The 25,041-nt window shown below is 64.9% G+C and carries 18 protein-coding genes; 12 read left to right on the top strand and 6 right to left on the bottom strand.

Going from position 1 to position 25,041, the window contains the following annotated elements:
* Positions 1-37: 37 nt before the first annotated feature.
* The gene (locus tag ACN9MW_RS21220) at positions 38-202 is read left to right on the top strand and encodes a hypothetical protein (protein ID WP_426162512.1); all 165 of its coding nucleotides are present in this window, start codon (positions 38-40) and stop codon (positions 200-202) included.
* Here ACN9MW_RS21220 and ACN9MW_RS21215 read toward each other — a convergent pair.
* From ACN9MW_RS21215 to ACN9MW_RS21205, 3 genes are all read right to left on the bottom strand, one after another.
* Positions 191-3,928 (bottom strand): AAA family ATPase, encoded by a 3,738-nt coding sequence (locus ACN9MW_RS21215; protein WP_426162511.1) that lies wholly within the window; start codon positions 3,926-3,928, stop codon positions 191-193. The genes ACN9MW_RS21220 and ACN9MW_RS21215 overlap by 12 nt on opposite strands.
* Positions 3,925-5,175, bottom strand: coding sequence for an exonuclease SbcCD subunit D C-terminal domain-containing protein (locus ACN9MW_RS21210; RefSeq protein WP_426162510.1), 1,251 nt, complete (start codon positions 5,173-5,175; stop codon positions 3,925-3,927). The genes ACN9MW_RS21215 and ACN9MW_RS21210 overlap by 4 nt, the downstream gene beginning before the upstream one ends.
* Positions 5,176-5,242: 67 nt before the next feature.
* Complete coding sequence (locus ACN9MW_RS21205) at positions 5,243-7,843, bottom strand: diguanylate cyclase domain-containing protein (protein WP_426162509.1); 2,601 nt, start codon at positions 7,841-7,843, stop codon at positions 5,243-5,245.
* 190 nt (positions 7,844-8,033) lie between these two features.
* Here ACN9MW_RS21205 and ACN9MW_RS21200 point away from each other — a divergent pair, with 190 nt between their 5' ends.
* From ACN9MW_RS21200 to clpB, 7 genes are all read left to right on the top strand, one after another.
* Positions 8,034-9,266, top strand: a complete 1,233-nt coding sequence (locus ACN9MW_RS21200; RefSeq protein ID WP_426162507.1) for a winged helix-turn-helix domain-containing protein — start codon at positions 8,034-8,036, stop codon at positions 9,264-9,266.
* The gene (locus ACN9MW_RS21195) at positions 9,263-10,255 is read left to right on the top strand and encodes a DUF2804 domain-containing protein (protein WP_426162506.1); all 993 of its coding nucleotides are present in this window, start codon (positions 9,263-9,265) and stop codon (positions 10,253-10,255) included. The genes ACN9MW_RS21200 and ACN9MW_RS21195 overlap by 4 nt, the downstream gene beginning before the upstream one ends.
* A 12-nt stretch (positions 10,256-10,267) precedes the next feature.
* The gene (locus tag ACN9MW_RS21190; RefSeq protein WP_426162505.1) at positions 10,268-12,631 is read left to right on the top strand and encodes a bifunctional acetate--CoA ligase family protein/GNAT family N-acetyltransferase; all 2,364 of its coding nucleotides are present in this window, start codon (positions 10,268-10,270) and stop codon (positions 12,629-12,631) included.
* A gap of 105 nt (positions 12,632-12,736) precedes the next feature.
* On the top strand, positions 12,737-13,408 hold the full coding sequence (locus ACN9MW_RS21185; RefSeq protein WP_426162504.1) for a hemerythrin domain-containing protein: 672 nt from the start codon (positions 12,737-12,739) through the stop codon (positions 13,406-13,408).
* An 80-nt stretch (positions 13,409-13,488) separates the two neighbouring features.
* Positions 13,489-16,074 carry a DUF349 domain-containing protein gene (locus ACN9MW_RS21180; protein ID WP_426162503.1) on the top strand — a complete coding sequence of 862 codons (2,586 nt, stop codon included), beginning with the start codon at positions 13,489-13,491 and terminating at the stop codon, positions 16,072-16,074.
* Entirely contained in the window at positions 16,071-16,523 is a 453-nt protein-coding gene (locus ACN9MW_RS21175) for a molybdenum cofactor biosynthesis protein MoaE (protein WP_426162502.1), read from the top strand. Before ACN9MW_RS21180 ends, ACN9MW_RS21175 begins: the two co-directional genes overlap by 4 nt.
* 54 nt (positions 16,524-16,577) lie before the next feature.
* Entirely contained in the window at positions 16,578-19,160 is a 2,583-nt protein-coding gene (clpB, locus tag ACN9MW_RS21170; RefSeq protein WP_426162500.1) for an ATP-dependent chaperone ClpB, read from the top strand.
* A gap of 2 nt (positions 19,161-19,162) precedes the next feature.
* Here the strand turns inward: clpB and ACN9MW_RS21165 are convergent, their stop codons facing one another.
* Positions 19,163-19,678 (bottom strand): hypothetical protein, encoded by a 516-nt coding sequence (locus ACN9MW_RS21165; RefSeq protein WP_426162498.1) that lies wholly within the window; start codon positions 19,676-19,678, stop codon positions 19,163-19,165.
* A gap of 46 nt (positions 19,679-19,724) precedes the next feature.
* Here ACN9MW_RS21165 and ACN9MW_RS21160 point away from each other — a divergent pair, with 46 nt between their 5' ends.
* Positions 19,725-20,303 carry an HD domain-containing protein gene (locus ACN9MW_RS21160; RefSeq protein ID WP_426162497.1) on the top strand — a complete coding sequence of 193 codons (579 nt, stop codon included), beginning with the start codon at positions 19,725-19,727 and terminating at the stop codon, positions 20,301-20,303.
* A 68-nt stretch (positions 20,304-20,371) separates the two neighbouring features.
* On the opposite strand, the gene ACN9MW_RS21155 is transcribed toward ACN9MW_RS21160, so the two are convergent.
* Positions 20,372-21,166: an AraC family transcriptional regulator gene (locus tag ACN9MW_RS21155; protein WP_426162496.1), complete on the bottom strand. Its 795-nt coding sequence runs from the start codon at positions 21,164-21,166 to the stop codon at positions 20,372-20,374.
* Between the two features lie 99 nt (positions 21,167-21,265).
* Between ACN9MW_RS21155 and ACN9MW_RS21150 the strand changes: the two genes are divergently transcribed.
* The 3 genes from ACN9MW_RS21150 to aceA all read left to right on the top strand — a co-directional run bounded on the left by ACN9MW_RS21150 (position 21,266) and on the right by aceA (position 24,555).
* A complete protein-coding gene (locus ACN9MW_RS21150; protein ID WP_426162495.1) occupies positions 21,266-22,474 on the top strand; it encodes an MFS transporter in 1,209 nt (402 codons plus the stop codon).
* Positions 22,475-22,511: 37 nt separating this feature from the next.
* Positions 22,512-23,006, top strand: coding sequence for a ribonuclease E activity regulator RraA (rraA, locus tag ACN9MW_RS21145; protein ID WP_426162494.1), 495 nt, complete (start codon positions 22,512-22,514; stop codon positions 23,004-23,006).
* 247 nt (positions 23,007-23,253) lie between these two features.
* Positions 23,254-24,555 (top strand): isocitrate lyase, encoded by a 1,302-nt coding sequence (gene aceA / locus ACN9MW_RS21140; RefSeq protein ID WP_426162493.1) that lies wholly within the window; start codon positions 23,254-23,256, stop codon positions 24,553-24,555.
* Here aceA and ACN9MW_RS21135 read toward each other — a convergent pair.
* Positions 24,552-25,010: a GNAT family N-acetyltransferase gene (locus ACN9MW_RS21135; protein WP_426162492.1), complete on the bottom strand. Its 459-nt coding sequence runs from the start codon at positions 25,008-25,010 to the stop codon at positions 24,552-24,554. The two genes, aceA and ACN9MW_RS21135, sit on opposite strands and share 4 nt — an antisense overlap.
* Positions 25,011-25,041 lie beyond the last annotated feature (31 nt).

Here is a 25,041-nt window from a genome sequence, read left to right as displayed (position 1 = left end):
GTTGAAGGAGTGACCGTCATGCCGATGGAGGTTTACGATGGATAAGTCCAGGCAACCAAGCAAGGAAGCAGTGCGCAACTGGCTGCAGTCGCGCCAGGAAGAACGCCGTCCCTTGCCCGACCCGCAACAGATCCGCCGCGAACTCGGTTGGGAAATGGTGCGCGTCGAGCAGGACCAGCGCACCTGGCGCTTAGCTGACTGAGACTGCGCTGCGGCCGCTGGTTGCGGGCTGCACCACGATCCGGGTAGAGATCCGTTCGGTCATTTCCTGCACGTGGGAGATCACGCCCACTTTTCTCCCCATCGATTGCAAACCATCCAGCGCGTCCATGGCGACGCGCAGGGTTTCCGCATCCAGGCTGCCGAAGCCTTCGTCGATGAACAGCGATTCCACCCGCACGCGGTTGGACGAGAGCGAAGCCAGGCCGAGCGCCATGGCCAGCGATACCAGGAACGATTCGCCGCCAGAGAGCGAGTGCACGGAGCGTTTTTCATCGCCCATGTGCAGGTCGCGCACCAGCAGTCCAAGCGAAGGCTGGGCGGGGTTGTCGATGCGTTCGAGCTGGTAGCGCGGCGCCAGTTGCGACAGGTGGGCGTTGGCGTAGCCGATCAACACGTCCAGCGTGAATTGCTGGGCGTAGTTGCGGAACTTCTTGCCGTCGGCCGAGCCGATCAGCTCACTCAGTTGCGCCCAGCGGCGTTCCGTTTCCTGCTGGCGCGCGATGTCGGCCAGCAGGGCTTCTGCGGCTTTGCGGCGGTCGTCGTCCTGCGCCAGTTGCAGCTTGAGGGCGGCGGCATGGTCGTGCGCTCGCTTGCGCTCTTCCTGCAGGGCCGCCAGGGCCTGTTCCAGTTCGGCAGCGCTGCGTTGCTCGCCTTCGGGCGCGCCGGCCAGGTGTTCGGCGTGTTGCGCTTCGCGTTCGGCTTGCACTGCATTGGCGGATGCCAGTGCCTGGTCGATCGCCTGCAGGAAGATGCGTTCGTCGCGGATCGCCTGCTGGGAGTGGGCGAGCAGGGCGCGCAGTGCTTCCAGGCTTTCGATGCCCAGGGGCTGGTTGTCGGTGAGCCAGGCTTGCAGGCGGGCGTCGGCATTTTCCGCGGCGGCGTCCAGTGCGGTGAGGCGTTGCCTGGCCTGCACGTGGATTTCGTCGGCGCGGGTACGCTGCTGGGCGGCCTGCTGGGCCGATTCCTGGCGCGCTTGCAGGGCGGTGCGGGCGGCGTCGATTGTCGCGCGCAATTCGGATTCCACTTCGCGCACTGGGCGGCCTTGCCAGAGCCCCTGGCGTTCGGCGGCCGCGGCGTCGCGTGCGGCGCACGCTGCTTCGGCAGCGGCCTGCGTAGCGAGGGCTTCGGCAGCGCAGCGTTCCTGGGCGGCGCGCAAGGACTGCACCTCGATGGACAGGGCGGCAATTGCGTTGCTGCGCTCATCCGCGGACTGGCGTTGCGCCTGCCATTGCCTGCATTCGCGCGCGCGCTGCTCGTGGAAGCGCGCCGGGCTTTCCTTCCATTCGTCTTGCCAGCCGTCGCGTGCCAACGGGGCGTCAAGCTGGTCGAGCAGGTCGGCAATTTGCAGGGCGGTGTCGATACGCTGCTGGTCCAGGGCTTTGTGCTGCGCTTCGGCCTGGGCCAGGGCGGCTTGGGCTGCGGACAGGGCCTGCTGGTGGCGACTGCAATCGGCGTTTGCCTGTTCACAGGCAGTTTGCGCGACCTCGCGGACGCGGGCGGCCTGGCGGTGGGACTGTTCCTGGCCTTCCAGGGCGTGCAATGCCGATTGCAGCGCCTCCGCATGCGCGGCGAGCCAGCCGGTATTGTCCTCGTCGCCGCCAGCCTGGCCGGCGTGCTCCGCCAGGGCGGAGCGCGCAGCTTGCCAGCGGGGCTGGACGTTGGCCAGCGCGTTGCCGATGCTGTGCTGCTCGACGCCGATAGCCACCAACTGTTCAATGCTGGACTGGAGGCGGGCCTGCTGCTCGGCCTCGTGCTTGATATTGCGCTGCAGCTTGTCGCGGCAGTCGTGCACTTCGGCCTGCAGTTGCGCCAGCATGGCGCGCAGCGGGCCATCCTCGTTCCGGTATGGATGCTGGTGCGAGCCGCAAACCGGGCAGGGGCAGTCGTCCTGCAGCGTGGCACGCAGCTTTTCGACGCTTTCGCCGGTGGCCGCTTCGGCCAGTTTCAGCGAGCGTTCGGCCTGCGCCGAGGCGGCGAACAATGCGGCGTTGGCTTGGCGGCCAGCGGCAGCTTCGGCTTCGGCACTGTCGCGGGCAGCCTGCAGTAAAGCGCTGCGCGTCGCCAGGTCCTGCTGGCGGGTGCCGAGCTGCGCCAGCTCTTGCCAGGCGGCGCTTGCTTCGGCCAGCAGCATGCGGCGCCGGTCGAGGTGCTGGCGCTGCCGGGCGATACTGTCGGCATCGATGCCTGCGAGGGCTTTCGTGGCCAGCTCGCGCTGCGATTCGGCCTGGCGCAAACGCTCGGTGGCGGCAGCGAAGCCGTTGCGCGCCTGGTGTTCGTCCTGTCGCTGGCGGGCGGCGGTTTGCTGCACGGCGGCCAGCGCTTGCGAGTGTTTATCGGCGCGGTCGGCTTGCTGGCCGGCCTGCGCAAACAGCACATCCCAGCGCGCCCAGTCGCGGGCCAGCGCCGACCAGTGCTGGTGCGCGGCCAGCCATTGTTCGCAATCGTGCTGCTCGTCGGCGAGGGCCTGTTGCTGCGCTTCGCGTGCGGCCAGGGCGGTGCGTGCCGCGGCGTCGGCCTGGGCTGCGGCGTCGCGGGCGCTGGCAGCCTGGGTGACGGCCGACTGCAACGATTCCAGGCGCGCATCGAGTACTTTCGCCTGGTCCAGCAGCGGCACCGCGTCCTGCTGCGCGCCTTCGGCCGCGGCCAGCGCGGCGCCGGCCTGATGGACATCGCCGCCCAGCACTTCCAGTGCCAGGCGAGTGCGTTCAGCTTCCTGCTCTGCGAGGGAAATCGCCGCTTGCGTGGCGGCGCGTTCGGCTGCAAGGCGAACCACTTCATCGTCCAGTGCGCGCGCCGGTTGCACGGCATCCAGTTGCGCCAGCACGGCGCGGCGCGGCGCTGCGGCGTCGGAATCGTGCTGCCGCTGCCGGAGATGTTCGCGTGCCTGCTGTGCCGCTGCGGCCAGTCGTTCGGCTTGCTGGTGCCAGCGCAGTTCGGCTTCCAGCGTTGCGACGCGCCGGGCCGCGGCGTGCAGCGCTATTTCGGCGGCTTCGGCCTGGGTGACGATTGCGGCACGTTGATCCGGCGACAGCGGCTGCTGGTTCGCCAAGCCCGCGCTGAGGGCCTTCAAAGCCAGTTCCTCGGCGCGCCAGCGTTCAAAAGCACGCTTTGAGATTTCGCTGTAGATGCCGCTGCCGGTCAGGGTCTCCAGCAGGGCGCCGCGCTCGTCGTCCCTGGCCTTGAGAAAGGCCGAGAACTCGTTCTGCGCCAGCAGCACGGCGCGCGTGAACTGCTCGAAGCTCAAGCCGATGCGCTGCACGATTTCCGCCATGACCTCGGTCTTTTTATGGCCCAGCGGCTGCAGTCCCGGCAGCTTGTGCAGCGTCATGATCGTTGGCTGCAAAGCGCCGGCGGCCTTGGTGCGGGCGCGCCAGACGTTCCAGCGCGCGCGATAGGATGCGCCATCGTTGCCGACGAAGTCGACTTCGGCCCAGCCTTCGGCGGCGCCGCGGCGCAGCAAGGTGCGCGGGTCTTGCGACGACACCGGGTCGCCGACGTCGGGCGTCTTGCCGTCCGCCTTGTGCAGGCGCGGGGTGTCGTCGTATAGCGCCAGGCACAGGGCGTCGAGCAGGGTGCTCTTGCCGGCTCCGGTCGGGCCGCTGATGGCGAACAGGCCCGCTTCGGAGAGCGGCTGGGCGGTGAAGTCGACGCAGAACTCGTCGGCCAGCGAGGCAAGATTCTTGCCGGCGATGCGCAGGACTCTCATGGCTGCACCAGTTCCGCAAAGGCTGCCAGTTGTTCGGCGGGCGCTTCGGCGCCATAGCGTTGCTGGTAGAGGCGCTTGAAGATGTCGTCCGGCTGCAGGGTAGCCAACTGGTCGAGCGACAAGGCGGCTTCTTCAAAGGAAGCGCGGGCGGCGCTCGAAGTCTCGATTTTCGCCAGGCGGACAGGCTTGCCTTGCAGCGCTTCTTCGACGGCGGCGCGCAGGCCGGGCTCCGGCGCGGTGAGCTTGATGCGTACTTCGAGCAGCGGCTGCTGTTCCAATGGCGCTTCCGGCAGGTCGATGGCGGCCAGGGCGGCTTTCACCTCTTCCAGCGTGGCCGGCTTTTCCGGCACGCGCAGCAACTGCACGGCACGCGGGACCGGCAGGACGCTTATTTCCGCCACCTGGGCGCCTTCCAGGTCGATACGCAGGACCTGGTGCCGGTAGCCCGTTTCGGCAAAGGACAGCGGAATCGGGCTGCCGCAGTAGCGGATATGCGCATGCGGGCCGACTTGCTGGGCAAGATGCAGGTGACCCAGTGCCGCGTAGGCAATCGGCGGCGGGAAGATGCCGGTGGGGAGCATCTCCGTGCCGCCAATGACGATGCGGCGCTCGGATTCGGCCGACATGGTGCCGCTGACCATATGGCAGTGGCCCATTGCGACAATCGCCTGGCCTTCGGCGGCGCGGGCGCCCGCCAGTTCCAGTGCCTGGCGGTACAGTTCCGCGATGCCGGAAAGATAGGGATCGGGCTGCGGCGCGGCGTCCTCTCCAGTGGCGGCTTCCACGGCCGGTATGCGCGGCACGTCGCCATGGCGCAGGAAGGGAACGGCCAGGACCCAGGCCGCCACGGCGCCGTTTTTCCCTGTCAGCGGCACCAGCATGCGTTCCATGTCGATATTGCCGTTCGCATCGCGGTGCGGGTAGCCGACCACTGTGGTGCCGTGCATCTCCAGCAAAGGGCCGGGAGCTTCAAGGCGGCCGGGAGAGTCGTGATTGCCTGCAATGACGACAATGTCAAGCTGCGGCGCGCGGGCGCGGGCTTGCTGAAGGAATCCGTAGAGCTGGCGCTGCGAGGCCGCAGACGGATTGGCGTTGTCGAAAATATCGCCGGCCACCAGCAAGGCATCGGCTTGTTCGGACACGATGGTGTCCAGCAGCCAGTCCAGGAAGCGCTGGTGCTCGTAGTGGCGGTCAAAATTATGCAGCGACTGGCCAAGGTGCCAGTCGGAAGTGTGCAGCAGGCGCATGAAATGTAAGGCTGGGCGTGGGAAGCGCAAATATAGCGCAAACGGCTGTCCGATGTCTTGATCCCGGTCAGGCCGCGTTCGGAGAGCGTATTGCCGGCAACGGCTCGCCGCTGCGGAAGGTATTGCGTCCAGCCTGTTTGGCTTCATACAACAGCAGGTCGGCACGTTTCAGCAATTCTGCGGGGCTGAGATCTTCATCGCGGTAATAGGTCAGGCCGATACTGGTCGAGACATTGGCCATGATGCCATCGAGCTCGAAAGGTTGCTGCATGGCGTGCACGATCTTGGACGCGGTGACGGCGGCGTCCTCGGTCCTGGAGATATGGTCCATGATGATGGTGAATTCATCGCCGCCCAGGCGCGCCACGGTATCGCTGGCGCGAACGGTATTGGACAGCCGCGCCGAAAATGCCTTGAGCAGCGCATCGCCAACCGCATGGCCGTAGGTATCGTTGACCGGCTTGAAACGGTCGATGTCGAGGTACATCACCGCCATCAGGCTTCCGCCCTCGCGGCAGGCCGCCATGGTCTCGCTCAGTTTTTGCAGGAAGCCGGCGCGGTTGGTGAGCCCGGTCAGCGCATCGACTTGCGACAGCTTGAGCAGGCGCTGTTTCTCGCGCTTTTGCGCCGTCACGTCCTGGCGCATCACGTGGAAGCCGATCACGGTGATGCCGTCTTCGTCCAGCTGCGGAATGTAGACCACGTCGTAAGTGCGCAGGTGGTCGCCGGTGTCGTCTTCTTCCTCAAAGGTCAGGGTCTCGCCGCGCAAGACACGTGCGATGTAGGGTTGCAGCAAGGCATAGCGCTTCTCGCCGACCGTTTCCTGCACCGTGCGGCCCGTGACCTGCAGGCCTGTCTTGCTGAATTCACGCTCATAGGCGAGGTTGTGGAAGCGATAGATCTCTTCGAAGTCGACGTAGGCGATCATGGCGGGCAGGGTATCGGCGATGGTGCGCAGGCGCGCCTCGCTTTCGCGCAGGGCCATGACGGACTTGCGCACCAGCGTGATGTCGTCCAGCGTTCCGACATAGCCGGCTATTGCATCGTCGATCACGATCGGGGCCACCTTGATCGAGGTCCAGACTATCTTGCCGTCCGGGTGCACGCAGCGCAGGGTTTCCTGGAAGGCCTGCTGGGTCGTATTCAGGTGGCGCAGCGAAGCGCGCAGCATGTCGCGGTCGTTGGGATGGACGGCATCGAACCAGCCGTCCCCCAGCGCCGCGTCGCGCTGCATGCCGGTAATCGCTTCGAATGTCCGGTTGACGTAGGTGCATTTGCCGTCCTTGTCAGCGCGCACCAGGCCAAGCGGCGAGGCATCGTTGACAGCCTGCAGCTCCGCCTGGTTCTGGCGCACGGCCATTTCCGAACGTTTGCGCTCGGTGATATTGCGCGCGGTGACGGCGACGCCGTCCTCGATGGCGACGATCTGGTGCCGCAGCCAGAGCGGTTCGCCGAATACAGCCGATTCGAATTCCTCTTCCAGCGGCTCGCCGGTGCGCATCACGCCCATGCATTTGTCGAACATGCCCTCGCTATGCCAGAGGGGAAGCATGTCGCCCATGCGCTTGCCCAGCGCGTCGTCGGAGGAGTGGCCGAGGATGCGGGCGCCGCGCTCGTTCACGTCGACCAGGATGAAATCGGTAATCGCGCCGGCGTTGCCGCCGGCGCGGCAGGCCTTGATCAGGAACAGGGCGTCAAGGCTGGCATCGACGGCGGCGTGCAGCTTTTCGCGCGCGTAGGTCGCTTCGCGGGTGCTCTCGCGCAGGCGCTGCGCCTGCTGCGTGAGCAGGAGGCTGAATACCAGCACCACCACCGAAACGATGGCGGTGACGCCAAAGTACAGGCGCCGCTGGCTATAGTACTTGGCCAGCGCGTGCTGTTTGGCGTCGCCCACCACGGCGGTGAGCGAGTAGCGCGGCATGTCGCGAAAGCCGTAGATGCGCTCCGTTTTGTCGATAGGAGTCTTGAGCAGCAGTTCTTCCGGCAAGTTGACCGGGTCGGCCGGCGCGACGTAGTCGATGGTGTCGGTGATGAACAGCTTCTCGTCGACGCGGCCGGTGGCCAGGGCGGTGTCGCGGCTGATCAGCATGACCAGCCCGCCTTCGTCCACGTGCAGGCGGTCGTAGTCCTCGACGAAATAGGCCGGGTCGATCATCAGCACGATCACGCCGGCGAACTTGCCAGCCTTGTCGTCCAGCCGGCGTGCGATCTGGATTTGCCACTTCCTGGTGATCGGTTCCACCATCGGGTTGGTGACCAGGGCTGCGTCGCCGGCTGTCGTGGCAAGGGCCTTGAAGAATCCCAGGTTGGCCGAATTGGCCGGGAAAACGCCGTGCATGCTCTCCACCAGCTTGCCGTTGGCGTCGATCAGGGCGATCGGCAATTCGAGGCGGGCCGGCATGACGGAGTCCAGCAGGCCGCCGCGTTTGCTGAATTCGGGCAGGCGCAGGGCGCCGTTGGTTTCTTCGAACTTGAGCTTGAAAAGCTGGGTGGCATGGTCCGCCTGGCGTAGCAAATGGCCGGAGTGCTCGGCCAGCGTGCGCGCCAGCGAATGGCTGTGCTGGACGGCGTCGTAATGCGCACTTTCAGCGTCCTGCCTGAGCTGGTAGAACACGTCGGCCCACATTACCACCAGCAAAACCAGCGTGAAAGAGGGCAGCAGTATCATGCGATACAGCTTGCGGAAAATCTGACGGGCGGTGGATGTTGGCACAGGCTTATTTTGCACTCAAACCCCGGCAGCGGGGTCAAAAAAAACGGATCAATGCTGCCTGGCAGCCACCATCATTCGCAAAATGCCAAGAAATACTGTCAATTCGCTATTAGAATAGGCGTTCACACCCTACAGGAATCGAGTCTTGACCGAACTGAATCTCTCCCTCGCCGCGGCACGTGCCTTGCACCTGGCCGCGCAAGGCCTGCTGCAACCGCGCCGGCGCAAGGCGCAGAAAGGCGACGTGCTGGAAGCGATCCGCAGCATGGGCGTGCTGCAGATCGACACCATCCATGTGGTGGCGCGCAGCCCCTACCTGGTGTTGTGGAGCCGCCTGGGCGACTATCCCCAGCCCTGGCTGGAAGAGCACCTGGCCGAAGGGGCGCTGTTCGAATACTGGGCGCATGAAGCGTGCTTCGTGCCGATCGAAGATTACCGCCTGCTGCGCCATCGCATGGTCGATCCGAGCGCGATGGGATGGAAGTATTCGGCGCAGTGGATGAAGGAACGGCGCGCCGACGTCGAGCGCGTGCTGCAGCATATCCGCAGCAATGGGCCGGTGCGCTCCGCCGATTTCGAGCGTACCGACGGCAAGGGCGGCGGATGGTGGGAATGGAAGCCGGAGAAGCGCTCGCTGGAAGTGCTGTTCACCGCCGGCGAGCTGATGATCGCGCGGCGCCAGAATTTCCAGCGCGTGTACGACCTGGCCGAGCGCGTGCTGCCGGATTGGGACGACAGCCGCATGCCCGGCATGGATGAAACCCGGCGCGAACTGGCGCTGAAATCGGTGCGCGCCCTGGGTCTTGCGCGCAGCGCCTGGGTGGCCGATTACTACCGCACCAAGCCGCCGCGTCCCGACCTCGAAGCGCTGGCCGAGGAAGGCTTGCTTCTGCGCGCCCGCGTCGACGGATGGAAAGACCCGGTGTACATCCACCACGACCTGGCGGACCTGGCGCAAGCGGCAGCCGAAGGCAGCCTGTCGCCGACGCTCACCACCATCCTGTCGCCTTTCGACCCGGTAGTGTGGGACCGCCGCCGCGCCCTGGACCTGTTCGACTTCGATTACCGGCTTGAGTGCTATACGCCAGCCGAAAAGCGCCGCTACGGCTACTTCACGCTGCCTATCCTGCGCCGCGGCGCACTAGTGGGCCGCATCGACGCCAAGGCGCATCGCCGCGGCGGCACGTTCGAACTGAAAAACCTGGTGCTGGAGCCGGGCGCCCGCGTCAGCGAGCGCTTCGTGCGCGACGTTGCCGGCGCGGTGCAGCGCCTGGCCAACTGGCATGGCTGCCCGCAGGTGCAGGTGCAGGCCAGCGAGCCGCCCGGATTCGCCGCCACGCTGCAGGCGGAGCTGGACGGCCAGGGAGTCGAACAATGAAGCTCGCCCCGGCGCCGCAACGCGTGGTGGGCACCGACGGCAAGCCCTTGCTGGGCCGCTTTTCCGGCGCGACGCAATCTTTCGACTGGCATTTGCTGGCTGGCGAGCATGCGCGCGGCAGACTGTGGCGCCGCTTCCATCACAAGAAATGGCATTACGTCTCGCTGGTTTCGGAGCAGGTGATGGCGGCAGTTGCCATCGTCGACCTGGGCTGGACCAGCACCTGCTTCGCCTACGCCTTCGATCGCAACGACAACGATATGATGGCCAACTTCTCGCAAGACGGCCTGCCGGGCCGGATGTCGGTCGGCGTCGGCGAGCACGCCGGCGCGGCAAGCTGGTTCCGCACGCGCAGCGCCCAGGTCAGCATCGAACCGCTGGAAGGCGAACGCTTCCAGTTGGCCTTGCGCTGCCCCTACATGGAGATCGACGCAGAATTCGGGCCGCCGATCGCGCCGCTGCTGCTGGCGACAGGGCCGGTGGCGGGCGGGGCGCTGCACGGCACGCAGAAGTCGCCCGGCATGCCTTTGAACGGTGAAATACGCACCTTCCGCGACCAATACAAGCTCGATGGAGGCGTGGCCAGCTTCGATTATTCGAACGGCCTGCTGGCACGTGAAACTTCGTGGCGCTGGGCCTCCGGGCACAACCTGGAAATGGGCTTCAACCTGCAATCGGGCTATTTCGGCGGCCACGAAAATGCGCTCTGGATCGATGGCGAAGTGGTGCCGCTGGCTCCTGCGCATTTCATCTTCGACCCGCACGACCCCATGCAGCGCTGGCACATCTTCACCGAAGACGACCAGCTGGAGCTGTTCTTTACCCCCGACGGCGCGCGCCGCCAGGACCGCAACCTGCTGGTAGCTGCCAGCCGCTACATCCAGCCGGTGGGCCACTTCAGCGGCTGGGTACGCAGCGAGCCGGAAGGGCCGAAACGCATCGTCACGCAACTGGCAGGCGTGACCGAGGACCACTACTCACGCTGGTAAGGGAAAGCCGCCATGAGCATCAGGAATATGGACAGCCTGTTCGACCCCGGTTCGGTGGCCATTTTCGGCGCCTCGCTGCGGCCCGACCGCATGGGTACCCAGGTGATGAACAACATGGCGGAAAGCGGCTTTGCCGGCGCGATCTGGCCCGTCAATCCTAAATACGAGCAGCTGCGCGGCATTCCATGCTACCCGCGCCTGTCGGCCCTGCCGCGCGCGCCGGACCTGGCCATCATCTGCACGCCGCCCGAAACTGTCCCGGCCCTGATCGCCGACCTGGGCGCCCGCGGCACGCGCGGCGCCATCATCCTGACGCCGGTCAGCGCTACCATCGGCCAGCAGATCATGCGGGCGGCGCGCCCATACCTGCTGCGCATCCTCGGCCCTGGCGGCATCGGCCTGCTGGCGCCGCTGGCGGGCCTGAACGCCAGTGCCGCCCACGCCGGCGCCAAGCCGGGCAAGACCGCCTTCATTTCCCAGTCGGCGACCGTGATGACGGCGGTGCTGGACTGGGCACAGCTGCACGGCATCGGCTTCTCGCGCGTGGTATCGGTGGTGGAGGGCGGCGATATCGACCTGGGCGACATGCTGGACTACCTGGCGGCGGACGATGACACGAGCGCCATCATCATGCACATCGAATCGGTGAGCTGCGCCCGCAAATTCATTTCCGCCGCGCGGCTGGCGGCGCGCGGCAAGCCGGTCGTGGTGCTGAAGGCCGGCCGTAGCGGCGACGACAAGGTGTACGACGCCGTGATCCGCCGCGCCGGCATGCTGCGCGTGTATTCCTCGGCCGACCTGTTCGACGCGGTCGAAACGGTGGCGCGCGCAAGGCCCACGCGCGGCACGCGCCTGGCCATCATGAGCAACGGCAGCGGCACCGGCAAGCTTGCCGCCGACGCGCTGCAATACGTGCACGGCAAGCTGGCGCAATTCTCGCCCGATACCGGCAAGCGCCTGCGCAACGAGCTGCCGCCCGGGCTGCTGCTGGCCAACCCGATCGACATCGGCGGCGAAGCCAGTGCCGAACGCCATGCCGCCGTAGCCAGCGCCTTGCTGGCCGACCCGGGCGCCGATGCATTGCTGGTGGTGCACGCGCCATCGTCGGCCGCAGCCAGCACCGGCGTGGCGCAGGCCTTGGCGCCCTTGCTGCGCCAGAGCGGCCGCAGCGTGCTCTCCTGCTGGCTGGGCGGCGCCTCGGTGGCCGGCGCGCGGCAGGTCTTCGCCGATGCCGGCCTGCCGACCTACGACACGCCCGAAAAAGCCGTGCGCGCCTACAGCCAGGTGGTGCAGTATTCGCGCAACCAGGCCTTGCTGATCGAGGTTCCGGCCCAGGTGCCCGCGCATTCGGTGCCGGAGCGGCAGGCGGCGCGCAACCTGGTGGAAGCGGCGCGCGCCGCCGGCCAGGCCGAGCTGGCGCGCGCCGACCTGGCCGCCGTGCTGGCGGCCTACGGCCTGCCGCTGGCAAGCGAGCCGGCCGGCGGCAATGTGCAGCAGCTGCGCATCGCCATGCAGGTCGACCCTGTCTTCGGGCCCGCCATCAGCGTTGGCCTGGGCGGCAGCGCCGGGCGCGTGGTGGACGACCGCGCCGTCGGCCTGCCGCCCTTGAATACCGTGCTGGCGCGCGACATGCTGCGGCGTACGGGCGTCGGCCGCGCCCTGGTCGACGAACGCGAAACCCTGTGCAGCGCGCTGGTGCATGTGGCCGAACTGGTGGCCGACATCGGCGAAATCGCCGCGCTGGAAATCGACTCAGTCACCGTGGTGGACGGCGTGCTGCAGGTGCATGCCGCACGGGCCGCGCTGGGCCCGCGCCGCGCCGAAAGCAGCATGGCGATCCGCCCCTATCCGCAAGAGCTGGAGCAGGAAATCCAGTGGCAGGGCGCCGCCCTGTTGCTGCGCCCGATCCGGCCGGAAGATGCCCCGGCCCACGTGCGCTTTTTCAGCCAGCTCGACCCCGACGATGTGCGCCTGCGTTTTTTCTCGGCGATGAAGGAATTGCCGCCGACCCAGCTTGCGCGCCTGACCCAGATCGACTACGACCGCGCCATGGCCTTCATCGCCACCCGCACCGGCGCCGATGGCCAGCCGGAGACACTGGGCGTGGTGCGCGCGGTAGCCGACCCGGACAACCAGAAAGCGGAGTTCGCGATCATCGTGCGTTCCGATCTGAAAGGCAAAGGATTGGGAAATATCCTGTTCCAGAAATTGCTTGACTATTTCGGCAGCCGCGGGACGCGCGAAATCACGGGCGAAGCCCTGTCGGAGAATATCGGAATGCAACAACTGATGCGAAGATTTGGCGGAACAGTGACGGCGTCGCGAGAAGCTGGTATGGTTGATCTTCGCATTGCGCTGGATTTGAAAACCTCCTAAATTGTGGAGGGCGAATGGCGTTACCTTGATGTACGTCAAAGTGAACCTGTCGGGCTAATTTACACTTGTACTTCCGTTTCCGCGTAGCGATATTTGGGAGCAAGAATGTTAACGGCCACATATACATTAGTTGCGCTTTCCGTTGAACAGGCTAACGTGCGCCTTAGCCTGCTGTCGTTTCAAAAATACGTGCAATCGACGCTGTTGCGGCAACAGCGCCTGACGCTCTCCCAGCTTGAATATGCTTGCGAAACCCTGGAGCGCCTGTACCAGGCCTGCCATTGGCGCAAGATCGAGCTGTACCTGATTCCGGCCCTGCAAAATGCGACGGAACAGGCCAACCAGCTGCTCGACGAGCTGAGCCGGCTGAACCAGTCTGCCTTGTCGGTGATCCGGCGGTTGCAGGCTGAACTCGACTCGGCGGTGGAGTACAGCGAACAGCAAGTGACGGAGATCTGCGAATCGATCGAGACTTTCTGCACGGTGCTGTTGCAGCGCCTGGAGAAAGAGGAAAAGGAATTGTTTGCGATTGCCCGCGCCACCATTGGCGGCGAAGCCTGGTTCGATATCGCGAACAAATTCCTGGCCCATGATGCTCAAGTGGTGGAAGCGCGCCGCGTGCCGGCCTCCGCCGAAAAAGACAGGAAAGCCTTGTTGGAAGCCAAGCAGGTGCGTGCCTCCCTGCGCAGCGAAGACGAGCTCGTGGTTCCTGTGCCGAAGCTGCGCTACCACCGGCGCACGCGTTTGGCCCATCGCGCCGCTGCGGACACGGCCTGAACACGCCATGCCTGCATTCGCCGCCCCTGCCGGGCGGCGCTGCGCTATGATGGTGGTTTTGATCCATTCATAGCACAACTATGTTTGAGTTCCTTTTCAAGCAGCAGGCCAGCCAGGCCAGCGTTGCCGGCCAGCCGAGCCCGGGCGGGTCGCAGGCGCCGCTCGGCACTCCCGCAGAACGCCGCGCGGCGCAAGCCGAGCTGGCCCGCAACCTTGCGGGCGACGAGGCTGCTGCGGTCGAGCTCATCCTGAACAGTGAATTTGCCGACGTGCGGCTGGCGGCAGCCGAACACGTCGTCTCGCAGGCGGCGCTGGAGAAAGTGCAGCAGGCGGTGCGCAACTCGGACCGCCGGGTGGCCAAGTTGGTGCAAGGGCGCCTGGACGCCATCCGTCATGTGCAGGCCGAACAGAAGCAGGCGCAGGCCTGTATTGCTCTGGCGCAGCGCTTGTTGGCTGATGAAAAGTTGACGCCCAATCTGGTGGCTGACCTGGACCGTCAATGGAAGGTGGTCGATGCCGCGCCGTCCGCTGCGGCTGAATTTACCCATATCCGCGATGCGCTGGGCGAACGCCTCGAAGCACAGGTCTCCCTGCAGCGAGCGATGATTGATGCGCTGGCAGTCTTGCGCAAGCATCCCGATCCCGTCGAACTGGAGCGCCTGGCCAGCGAACATGCGGCACACCTGGCCTCGCCCGAGCGCGGATCTCTGCCGCGCCACCTGCTGAACGATTTCGATGCTGCCCTGGCTGCGGAACGCGCCGCGCAGCAGCCCGCCGCCGCGCCAGCGGCAGCAGTGGCCGCCGAGGCCGCCGAGGCCGAACGCGTCCCCGCCAAGGGCGCCGCAGCAAGCGCAGTGGACGATGCCGCTCCGGCGCCTGGCGCCAGCGCGCCGCCGGTACCGCCGCATAGCGAGGCCGTCACGCACGCCGACGGCCACGATGCGCTGGCCGCCCGCCCGCCGCGCCCACCAAAGGAAAAACACAAGCCATCGCCCGCCGAGCAGGAAGCCAACCGCCAGTTCATGGACCTGGTCGAAGCGATGGAAACCGCACTGGCGCAAGGCCAGCTCCACATTGCCGCAGAGCACGATAAAACCCTGAAGGAAAGCAAGACCGGCCGCCTGTCGCCAGCCCAGGCCGAGCGCCTGGCCCATGCGCGGGCCGACTTCAAGCGCCTGGGCGATTGGGCGCGCTGGGGCGGCAATGTCTCGCGTGAAGAGCTGGTGCACGCCGTCGAAAGCCTGCCTGCCGAGGGCCTGGGGATGAGCGAGCTGGCCAAGAAGGTCGGCAGCATGCGCGAACGCTGGAAGGCGCTGGACGGCGTATCCGGCGCCGCGCCCAAGTCCTTGTGGGAAAAATTCGACGCCGCCTGCACCGCCGCATACGCTCCAGCCGCCGCCCACTTCAAGCACCTGGCCGACGAGCGCCACGCTAATGCGGCGAAAGCGCAACAATTGGTCGACGAGGCAAATGCCCTGATCGCCAAGGACAGCGCGCAACTGGAGGCTGCGGGCGGCGCCCAGGTCGACCGCGAGGAATCGGCCTCTGGCAACCTGCCGCACACGCACGACTGGCGCACCCTGGCATCGTCGACGCAACGCCTGCGCCAGGCCTGGAGCCGCCTGGGTACGATCGACCGCAAGGACAAGAAACGGCTGGACGCGGCCTTCAGCAAGGCGATGGACGCGCTGATGGCGCCCCTCGATTCGCAGCGCAAGATCGAAGTGGCGCGCCGCGAGCAATTGATCGAAGAGGTGGGCAAGCTCAATCCGCTGGACCGCCACACCATCGACACCTTGCGCCGCCTGCAGGAGTCCTGGCAGGGCCATGCCCGCGCCTTGCCGCTGGAGCGCAAGACCGAGCAGGCTTTGTGGCAGAAATTCCGTGCCGCCTGCGACCAGATTTTCGCCAGGCGCAAGGAACACGCCCACGCGGCGGACCACGAACGCAAGGCCCACTTGCACGCGCGCGAAGCGATTTGCGCCGGCCTCGAGTCGGCGGCCTTCGAAGGCGACGACAAGGCCGTCCTGGCGGCCATCGGCAAGGCCCTGAAAGATGCTGCCGCCGCATGGCATGCTTCCGGCGTGGTGCCGCGCGCCAGCGAGCAGAAGATCGACCAGCGCTACCGCGCCGCCGTCGGCGCCTTGCAAGCGCAGGCTGACGCCATCCGCAAGCGCGCCGGCGCGGCACAAGCCAACGCCCTGCGTGAAAAGCTGCGCCTGGCACAGGCACTGGAAAGCGCGCTGGCCGGAGCCGGCGAAATCGACAGCGCCGACTGGAACAATCGTTGGCAATCCCTGGCAGCCCTGCCGGCCGAGCAGGAGCGCACCTTGCGCGCCCGCTTCGACGCCGCGCTGAAAGCAGTCGGGGAGGGCGCTGCTGCGCGCTCCGACTACGCCGGCCAACTGGAAACCAACCGTCAACGCCTGCTGTCCGAAGTGCTGCGCCTCGAAATCATGGCCGGCATCGACAGCGGCGCCGAATTTGCGAAAGACCGATTGAAAATGCAGGTAGAAGTGTTGCAATCCTCCCTCAAGTCCGGCCAGAAGCCGGCCAGCCACGCCGCCCAGTTCCTTGCCTTGTGTGCCATGCCCGCACTGGTGGACGCACGTACTGCCAGCCGCATCGAGCAGCTGTTCCGCAAGACCGGGGCGGAGGGTAAATGAGCGAAGTAAGCATCCAGGAAGAAGATTTCGACCTGTCGCATGAAGTGGCGCAACTGCGCGCCGGGAACGCCAAGGTTGGCGCTATAGTCAGTTTCGTTGGCACGGTGCGCGACCTGAACGAGGGCGCCGCGGTTGCCGAAATGGAGCTGGAGCATTACCCGGGCATGACCGAGCAGTCGATCCAGGCCATTATCGACCAGGCCAAGGCCCGCTGGCCGATCTATGGTGCGCTGGTCATTCATCGCGTCGGGCCGCTCAAGCCCATGGACCAGATCGTTCTGGTGGCGGTCACTTCACCGCACCGGGGCGAGGGCTTCTCGGCTTGTGAATTTATTATCGATTACCTCAAGACCGAGGCGCCGTTCTGGAAGAAGGAACAGACGCCCGAGGGCGCCCGCTGGGTTGATGCACGCACGAGCGACGACGATGCGTTAAAGAAGTGGTCTTGAAATGTAACAACGCATCCTCATGTTGTCCTTGACAATTCATCAGGAGCGTTTGAAATGCGCCAAGACAAACTCACAACAAAACTGCAAGAAGCACTCGCCGATGCCCAGAGCCTGGCCGTCGGCAACGACAACCAATACATTGAACCCGCGCACCTGCTGCTGGCCCTGTTGAACCAGGAAGACGGCGGCGCGCGCTCGCTGCTGCAGCGCGCCGGCGTGAATGTCGGCGGGCTGGCGCAGGCGTTGAAGCATGCGCTGGAGCGCATGCCCAAGGTGTCCGGCGGCGACGTGACGGTCAGCCGCGAGTTCGTCAACATGCTGAACCAGGCCGACCGCGAAACGCAGAAGCGCGGCGACCAGTTCGTCTCCAGCGAAATGGTGCTGCTGGCGATCACGGAAGACAAGGGCGACGCCGGTAAGCTGGCACGTGAGAACGGCCTGCAGCGCAAAGCCCTGGAAACCGCCATCGACGCCGTGCGCGGCGGCGCCAAGGTCGATTCGCAGGAAGCGGAAGGCCAGCGCGAAGCGCTGAAAAAATACACCCTCGACCTGACCGAGCGTGCCCGCATGGGCAAGCTGGACCCGGTGATCGGCCGCGACGACGAGATCCGCCGCGCCATCCAGGTACTGCAGCGACGTACCAAGAACAATCCTGTGCTGATCGGCGAACCGGGCGTGGGCAAGACCGCCATCGTGGAGGGCTTGGCCCAGCGCATCGTCAACAATGAGGTGCCGGACTCCCTGCGCGGCAAGCGCGTGCTGTCGCTCGACATGGCGGCCCTGCTGGCCGGCGCCAAGTACCGCGGCGAGTTCGAGGAGCGCCTGAAATCCGTGCTGAAGGAGCTGGCGCAGGACGAGGGCCAGACCATCGTCTTCATCGACGAGCTGCACACCATGGTCGGCGCCGGCAAGGCCGAAGGCGCCATGGACGCCGGCAATATGCTGAAGCCTGCGCTGGCGCGCGGCGAATTGCATTGCCTCGGTGCGACCACGCTTGACGAATACCGCAAATACATCGAAAAGGATGCCGCGCTGGAGCGCCGCTTCCAGAAGATCCTGGTCGACGAGCCAAGCGTGGAGGCCACCATCGCCATCCTGCGCGGCTTGCAGGACAAGTACGAGCTGCACCACAAGGTGGAGATCACCGACCCGGCGATCATCGCGGCGGCGGAGCTGTCGCACCGCTACATCACCGACCGCTTCCTGCCCGACAAGGCGATCGATCTGATCGACGAAGCCGCGTCCAAGATCAAGATCGAGATCGACTCCAAGCCGGAGGTGATGGACAAGCTCGAACGCCGCCTGATCCAGCTCAAGATCGAGAAGGAAGCGGTCAAGCGCGAAAAGGACGAAGCCTCGCGCGCCCGCCTGCAACTGCTGGACGATGAAATCGCCAAGCTGCAGCGCGAATACAACGATTACGAGGAAGTGCTGAAGGCTGAAAAAGCCAATGTGCAAGGCACTACCCACATCAAGGAGGAAATCGAACGCATCAAGCAGCAGATGGAAGAGGCGACCCGCGCTTCCAACTGGCAGCGCGTGTCCGAGCTCCAGTACGGCAAGCTGCCGGAGCTGGAGTCGCAACTGAAGCAGGCCGAAGCCGCCGGCGCCGCCGAGCAGGCGGGCGACAAGCCGAAGCTGCTGCGCACCCAGGTCGGGGCGGAGGAAATCGCCGAGGTGGTATCGCGCGCGACCGGCATTCCCGTGTCGCGCATGATGCAGGGCGAGCGCGACAAGCTGCTGCACATCGAAGAGAAGCTGCACGAGCGCGTGGTGGGACAGGACGAAGCGATCAGCGCGGTGGCCGACGCCATCCGACGTTCGCGTGCAGGCCTGTCGGACCCGAACCGTCCGTACGGCTCCTTCATGTTCCTCGGCCCGACCGGCGTCGGCAAGACCGAGCTGACCAAGGCGCTGGCGAACTTCCTGTTCGATTCGGAGGAATCGCTGATCCGCATCGACATGAGCGAATTCATGGAGAAGCATTCGGTGGCTCGCCTGATCGGCGCGCCGCCAGGCTATGTGGGTTACGACGAGGGCGGCTACCTGACCGAAGCCGTGCGCCGCAAGCCTTACAGCGTGATCCTGCTGGACGAGATCGAGAAAGCGCACCCGGACGTGTTCAACGTGCTGCTGCAAGTGCTGGATGACGGCCGCATGACGGACGGGCAGGGCCGCACCGTGGACTTCAAGAACACGGTGGTGATCATGACCTCGAACCTGGGCTCGCAGAAGATCCAGTCGCTGGACGAATCCGATCCGGCAGTGGTGAAGCTGGCGGTGATGGCCGAGGTGCGTGGCCACTTCCGTCCGGAGTTCATCAACCGGATCGACGAGATCGTGGTGTTCCACGGCCTGGACGACAAGCATATCGGTTCGATTGCCCGCATCCAGCTGCAGATCCTGGAGCAGCGCCTGAAGCGCATGGACATGGGGATGGAAGTCACCGACGCGGCCCTGCAGAAGATCGCCGAGGCGGGCTACGACCCGGTGTACGGTGCGCGTCCGCTGAAGCGCGCGGTGCAGCAGCAGATCGAAAATCCGTTGTCGAAACTGATCCTGGAAGGCCGCTTTGGGCCGAAAGACACGATCCGCATCGATGCCGAGGGCAACGAGCTGGCCTTCCGCAAGGCTTGAGCTCAGCGGCAAGGGGCGCGGCAGTCGACTGACCGCCGCCCCTTGACTTCACCCGTGGCGCCCCATATCTGTTCTTCAAAACAGCTGTCGTTGATCTTCACCCTGCGAATGACCCAGCCGTTGGGCAGCGTCCATTGACAGATGATCTCTTCACGCTGGCGCGCCCGTGGCGCCTGGGCCATTGCATTGCCGATCAGGCTGAAGCTGCCTGCGCTGCGCAGGCCGAATAGCTCCACCGGCACCCAGCGGTAGGCCCGCTTGTCGCCGGGGCCGATAAACCGGACCAGGACATCGCCCGATTTGCAGATCGTGGCCGAGGTCTGCACATTGAATTCGTTCACGACGCCGGCGAAGGGCGCCTCGACGCAGCTGATATTCCTGGTCCAGAGTGCGAACTGTTTGTCGCCTTCACTGGACTTGAGATAATCGGTGACGACAGGGATGAGGGCAATGGCCAGTCCGGAATAGACCAGCAGCCATTGCCACCATTTATCTGGCAGCTTGAATCCTGGTGACATACAACCTCCAAATTGCGTAAACTCGTGGCTCTGACAGGAGCACACCATGAATGAGTCAATGTTGGCGGGCCGGCTGGAATTTCTGCGCGAAGCGGAACGGCTGAAGAGCGTCCTGCGCAGCGGTTTCACTTCGGCCGGACGGCCGGAAAGCACCGCCGAGCATAGTTGGCGGCTGGCGCTGATGGCGCTGGTGTTCGCCGACGAACTGCCTGGGCTGGATCTCAACCGCGTGCTGAAGCTGTGCATCGTGCACGACCTCGGCGAAGCGATCCATGGCGACATTCCTGCGATCCACCAACACGCCCATCCCGGCAAGTCAGCGCAGGAACGCGAAGACTTGCATACCCTGACGCGCGACCTCGACCCGCCACTGCGCGCGGAAATCATTGCCCTGTGGGACGAGTATGAAGCCGCCGCCACGCCAGAAGCCCAGGCGGTGAAAGCCTTCGACAAGCTGGAAACCATCCTCCAGCACAACCAGGGCGATAATCCGCCCGATTTCGACTATGCCTTCAACCTGGGGTACGGCCGCAAGCACACAGCTACGGCGCCTTTGTTCGTGAGGCTGCGGGAGATGCTCGACGCCGAGACCGCGTCGCGCCACCAGTCCGCGTCTCCGAAGTGAGTGTAGGCAGCGCAAACGCGGGCAGGCAAGCGCGGCCGGGAGGCCATCGACAGCAGGTTTGATTTTTATCAGATGCGGGTGTTGAAAAACTCGGTAGGCGGGCAGCCGAAGGTCTTGCGGAACATGGCGGTGAAGGCGGACTGGCTTGAATAGCCCAGCGCATCGGCGACCTGCGACAAGGGCATGCCGCTGGAAATCATCGGCGCGGCATGTGCGAGCCGGGCCTGCTGGCGCCACTGGCCGAAACTCATGCCCAGTTCCTTTTCAAACAGGCGCGCCAGCGTGCGCTCCGATGCGCCAGCCTTGCTTGCCCATTCTTCCAGAGTGTGCGTTGCACCCGGATCGGCGAGCAGGGCATCGCACAGGCTTTTCAGTCGCTTGTCGCGCGGCATGGGGACGCGGATCGGACGCGTGGCCAGGTGCGGCAATTCGTCCAGGATCAGCTTGCAGAGCAGCTGGGAGCGGTGGGTCGGGACCTCCGGATCTTCCAGCTCCAGTGCCACGACCAGCTCGCGCAGCAGCGGCGAGACTTCGAGCACCTTGCACGGTTCACCGGGGAAGGGGTCGTAAGACGACACGACGTAGACCGGGCGCAGGCGCGCGGTTTCGATCACGCTCAGCGAGTGCTCGACATTGGCGGCGGTCCAGATGGCGCGCTGCGGCGGCACGATCCAGCTGCTGTCCATCGCATTCACGCGGATGACGCCCTCCAGCGCCAGGGTCAGTTGGGCGCAGTCGTGGGTATGCGCCTGCAGTGACCGTTCGCTGACCAGGTCGCGGGCGATCATGGTGACAGGCTGCACGGCGCTCGGCTCACGGCGGCTTTCGTGCGGGCCGGTATGGGTGACGATCTTGATCGGCATGGGATGGCGGTTTTGCGATAAATGATGTCATCCTAGCTCAAAACAGACGGGCGATGTTCTTCTAAAATGTTTCCATTCTTTATACGAATGAGGCACAGAATGGATAAGCAAACCTTACGCACGGATGCCCGCGTGATCGGCCTGGTCGGGCTGGCGCATGGCGTCTCGCATTTCTATCACCTGATCCTGGCTGCCCTGTTTCCCTGGCTGAAGACGGCTTTCGGCCTGAGCTACTCGGAGCTGGCCTTGCTGATGACGGTGTTCTTTGTGGTGTCGGGCATTGGCCAGGCCCTGGCCGGCTTTGTGGTGGACCGGGTCGGCGCGCGCCGCGTGCTGTTTTCAGGCATGGCGATGCTAGGGGTATCGGCGCTGGTGCTGTCGAATGCCCAGAATTATGCCGGCCTGGTGGCGGGCGCGCTGATGGCGGGCATGGGCAACAGCATCTTCCACCCGGCGGACTACACGATCCTCAACCAGCGCGTGTCGCGCGACCGCCTGGCGCATGGTTTTTCCGTGCATGGCATCAGCGGCAGCATTGGCTGGGCTGCCGCGCCGCTGTTCCTGACTGGCGTGGCCAGTGCCACGGATTGGCGTACCGCCTTGCTGTCGGCTGCAGCGCTGCCCGCGATCGTGCTGGCGATCCTGTGGTGGAACCGCGCAGCCTTGCGCCCTGATCCTGTCATTCATCACGCCGCCGGCGCGCGGCAGGGCGGCTCGTTTGATTTCCTGCGACTGCCTTCGGTGTGGATGTGCTTTGGCTTCTTCTTCCTGACTGCGCTGGCGTTGGGCGGCATCCAGAGTTTCGCCTCGACCGGACTGGTCAAGCTGTACGGCATGTCGCTGGCGATGGCGACCAGCGCCTTCACGGCCTATATGCTGGCGTCCGCGGTTGGCATGATGCTGGGCGGCTTCCTCGGTGCTGGGCGCAAGAACCACGACCGTACCATTGCCGCCGCCTTCGCGCTGGCCGCCGTCCTGGCCCTGCTGCTTGGCATGGCGGTGGTTCCCGCTTGGGGTGCCGTAGCCTTGATGGCGCTGGTCGGCTTTTTCTCCGGCATTGCAGGACCATCGCGCGACTTGATGATCCGCGCCGCAGCGCCGAAGAATGCCACGGGCCGCGTGTACGGCGTGGTGTATTCCGGCCTGGATAGCGGCCTCTCGGTCGGGCCTCTGCTATTCGGCCTGATGATGGACGCAGGCAAGCCGCAGTACGTCTTCGCCGGCATCGCCTTTTTCCTGCTGCTGGCCATCGCTACCGCGACCGGCGTTGGCAGCCGTACCCGCGCCACCGCCAACGTTGCAGCCTGATATAGTCGTGTCATCTTCCATAACCGCGAGTAATGCCATGAGTTTTGCCACGACAGACCTTTGTGACGACAATCCTGCGATGCTGGACGACGGCAGCCTGCAAGTCCTGTCTCCATTCTTCCGCCACTTCGGCAAGCGAGCCCAGTTTTCCGGGCCGGCTGCGACGCTGAAAGTGCATGAGGATAATGCGCTGGTGCGTGCGACCCTCGAAACCCAGGGCGGGGGCAGGGTGCTGGTAATCGATGGCGGCGGCAGCCTGCGCCGGGCGCTTGTCGGCGGCCAGCTTGGCCTGCTGGCGCAGAACAACGGCTGGGCAGGCGTGATTGTCGATGGCTGCGTGCGCGATAGCGCGGAGCTGGCGGAGTGCGACGTCGGCATCATGGCCTTGGCGACGCATCCCCAGCGTAGTGCGCGTGACGGCGTCGGCAAGCGCGATGTGAATGTGCAGATTGCTGGCGTCGCAGTGTGCCCCGGCGACTGGATCTATGCGGATGCGGATGGTGTGCTGGTGGCCAAGCAAAAGCTCGCCTGATACTGGTGCGCTTTCCACCATGTGAAATCATCATTTCATGCGATGGAAAGTGCGTCAAATCAAGAAACCTTGTTTCTCTCGAAAGGAGAAATGGCGTTCCGCATCATGGAACATGCGCCTCAAGTGTTTGATTTTGCGCGAATAAAAGGCGCTTATATGTCTTATATAAGACGTGTTGCACCAGAACAATCACGCCTAAGATATCTCTAACGGTTTTCGTTTTCTAACGCTTTCGTAGGAGATCATCATGGCTACTCGCGCCGAACAAATCGCTGCCCTGCAGCACGACTGGGATACCAATCCACGCTGGAAGGGAGTCACTCGCACATACACCGCCGGAGACGTGGTGCGCCTGCGCGGCTCGCTGGCCATCGAGCACACCCTGGCCAAGCGCGGCGCGGAAAAGCTGTGGGACCTGGTGAACAACGAACCCTTCGTCAATGCGCTGGGCGCGTTGACCGGCAACCAGGCCATGCAGCAGGTGAAGGCCGGCCTGAAGGCGATCTACCTGTCAGGCTGGCAGGTGGCTGGCGATGCCAACCTGGCGGGCGAGATGTATCCGGACCAGTCGCTGTATCCTGCCAATTCGGTGCCGATGGTTGTCCGCCGCATCAACAACACCTTCCAGCGCGCCGACCAGATCCAGTGGTCTGAGGGCAAGGACAATATCGACTTCTTCGCGCCTATCGTTGCGGACGCGGAAGCCGGCTTCGGCGGCGTGCTGAATGCCTTCGAACTGATGAAGGCCATGATCGAAGCCGGCGCTTCGGGCGTGCACTTCGAAGACCAATTGGCTTCGGTGAAAAAGTGCGGCCACATGGGAGGCAAGGTGCTGGTGCCAACCCGCGAAGCCGTCGAAAAACTGACCGCTGCGCGCCTTGCGGCTGACGTCATGGGCACCTCGACCCTGGTGATCGCCCGTACCGACGCTGAAGCGGCGGACTTGCTGACCTCCGACGTGGACCACAACGACAAGCCTTTCTGCACCGGCGAACGCACCGTGGAAGGCTTCTACAAGGTGCGCAATGGCCTGGAGCAGTCGGTTTCCCGCGCGCTGGCCTACGCTCCTTACGCTGACCTGGTGTGGTGCGAAACCGGCAAGCCTGACCTGGCATTCGCCAAGGCCTTCGCCGAAGCCGTGCATGCCAAATTCCCCGGCAAGCTGCTGGCCTATAACTGCTCGCCTTCCTTCAACTGGAAGAAAAACCTCGACGACGCGACCATTGCCAAATTCCAGAAAGAGCTGGGGGCGATGGGCTACAAGTTCCAGTTCATCACGCTGGCCGGCTTCCATTCCCTGAACTACGGCATGTTCGACCTGGCCCATGGCTATGCGCGCCGCCAGATGTCCGCCTTCGTGGAGCTGCAGGAAGCCGAATTCGCCGCGGCCGCCAAAGGATTCACCGCGGTCAAGCACCAGCGCGAAGTCGGTACGGGCTACTTCGATGCCGTGACTCAAACCATCCAGCAGGGCCAGAGTTCCACCACGGCCCTGCATGGATCGACCGAAGACGAGCAGTTCTTCGACGAGAAGAAGAAAGTCGCTTAAGTGCGAGTCATGAACACGCAGTCCAGCAGGATTCCCGAGGGATGCTGGTACTGCGTGTTCTTCATTGCTCGATAGCCGGCCGCTTCGTAGAAGGGGACTGCGTTCAGCGAAGCATAGAGGTGCAGGGCGGCGGGTTCGCCGGCCATCTGCTCCAGGGCTTTCAACAGGCATTTGCCTACGCCCTGGCCGCCAAATCGCGGTTCGCCAAAGACCGCATCCACCTCATTGCTCTCCAGGTCGAGGATGGCGTATCCGGCTAGTTCGCCGTTGATATAGGCCTTGATGCCGCCGCCTTGGGCCAGCAAGGCGGGATAGGTCGAGGGCGCCGGGGCTGCGGCCCACGTGCTCAATGTGAGGGGATCGTAGTGGCCGGCGCATTGGCTGCGCAGCGCGCGGGTGCGCAATTCCCACAGGGCTGGGATGTCGGTGCTGGCCACTGGAAGAAGGGTGATCATTTGGCCAGTGTATCGCAGGCGATCATGCGCA

This window comes from Pseudoduganella sp. R-34 (assembly GCF_049904655.1).
In the GTDB taxonomy this organism is placed as follows: Bacteria; Pseudomonadota; Gammaproteobacteria; order Burkholderiales; family Burkholderiaceae_D; genus Rugamonas.
The sequence above is the reverse complement of the archived record's forward strand: the minus strand, read 5'-3'. Positions and strand labels throughout refer to the sequence as shown.

What these genes read in the sequence shown, in the direction of transcription:
- ACN9MW_RS21220 (WP_426162512.1), top strand. Translation starts at nt 38, where the DNA reads ATGGATAAGTCCAGGCAACCAAGCAAGGAAGCAGTGCGCAACTGGCTG.
- ACN9MW_RS21215 (WP_426162511.1), bottom strand. Translation starts at nt 3,928, where the DNA reads ATGAGAGTCCTGCGCATCGCCGGCAAGAATCTTGCCTCGCTGGCCGAC.
- ACN9MW_RS21210 (WP_426162510.1), bottom strand. Translation starts at nt 5,175, where the DNA reads ATGCGCCTGCTGCACACTTCCGACTGGCACCTTGGCCAGTCGCTGCAT.
- ACN9MW_RS21205 (WP_426162509.1), bottom strand. Translation starts at nt 7,843, where the DNA reads ATGATACTGCTGCCCTCTTTCACGCTGGTTTTGCTGGTGGTAATGTGG.
- ACN9MW_RS21195 (WP_426162506.1), top strand. Translation starts at nt 9,263, where the DNA reads ATGAAGCTCGCCCCGGCGCCGCAACGCGTGGTGGGCACCGACGGCAAG.
- ACN9MW_RS21190 (WP_426162505.1), top strand. Translation starts at nt 10,268, where the DNA reads ATGAGCATCAGGAATATGGACAGCCTGTTCGACCCCGGTTCGGTGGCC.
- ACN9MW_RS21185 (WP_426162504.1), top strand. Translation starts at nt 12,737, where the DNA reads ATGTTAACGGCCACATATACATTAGTTGCGCTTTCCGTTGAACAGGCT.
- ACN9MW_RS21180 (WP_426162503.1), top strand. Translation starts at nt 13,489, where the DNA reads ATGTTTGAGTTCCTTTTCAAGCAGCAGGCCAGCCAGGCCAGCGTTGCC.
- ACN9MW_RS21175 (WP_426162502.1), top strand. Translation starts at nt 16,071, where the DNA reads ATGAGCGAAGTAAGCATCCAGGAAGAAGATTTCGACCTGTCGCATGAA.
- clpB (WP_426162500.1), top strand. Translation starts at nt 16,578, where the DNA reads ATGCGCCAAGACAAACTCACAACAAAACTGCAAGAAGCACTCGCCGAT.
- ACN9MW_RS21165 (WP_426162498.1), bottom strand. Translation starts at nt 19,678, where the DNA reads ATGTCACCAGGATTCAAGCTGCCAGATAAATGGTGGCAATGGCTGCTG.
- ACN9MW_RS21160 (WP_426162497.1), top strand. Translation starts at nt 19,725, where the DNA reads ATGAATGAGTCAATGTTGGCGGGCCGGCTGGAATTTCTGCGCGAAGCG.
- ACN9MW_RS21155 (WP_426162496.1), bottom strand. Translation starts at nt 21,166, where the DNA reads ATGCCGATCAAGATCGTCACCCATACCGGCCCGCACGAAAGCCGCCGT.
- ACN9MW_RS21150 (WP_426162495.1), top strand. Translation starts at nt 21,266, where the DNA reads ATGGATAAGCAAACCTTACGCACGGATGCCCGCGTGATCGGCCTGGTC.
- rraA (WP_426162494.1), top strand. Translation starts at nt 22,512, where the DNA reads ATGAGTTTTGCCACGACAGACCTTTGTGACGACAATCCTGCGATGCTG.
- aceA (WP_426162493.1), top strand. Translation starts at nt 23,254, where the DNA reads ATGGCTACTCGCGCCGAACAAATCGCTGCCCTGCAGCACGACTGGGAT.
- ACN9MW_RS21135 (WP_426162492.1), bottom strand. Translation starts at nt 25,010, where the DNA reads ATGATCACCCTTCTTCCAGTGGCCAGCACCGACATCCCAGCCCTGTGG.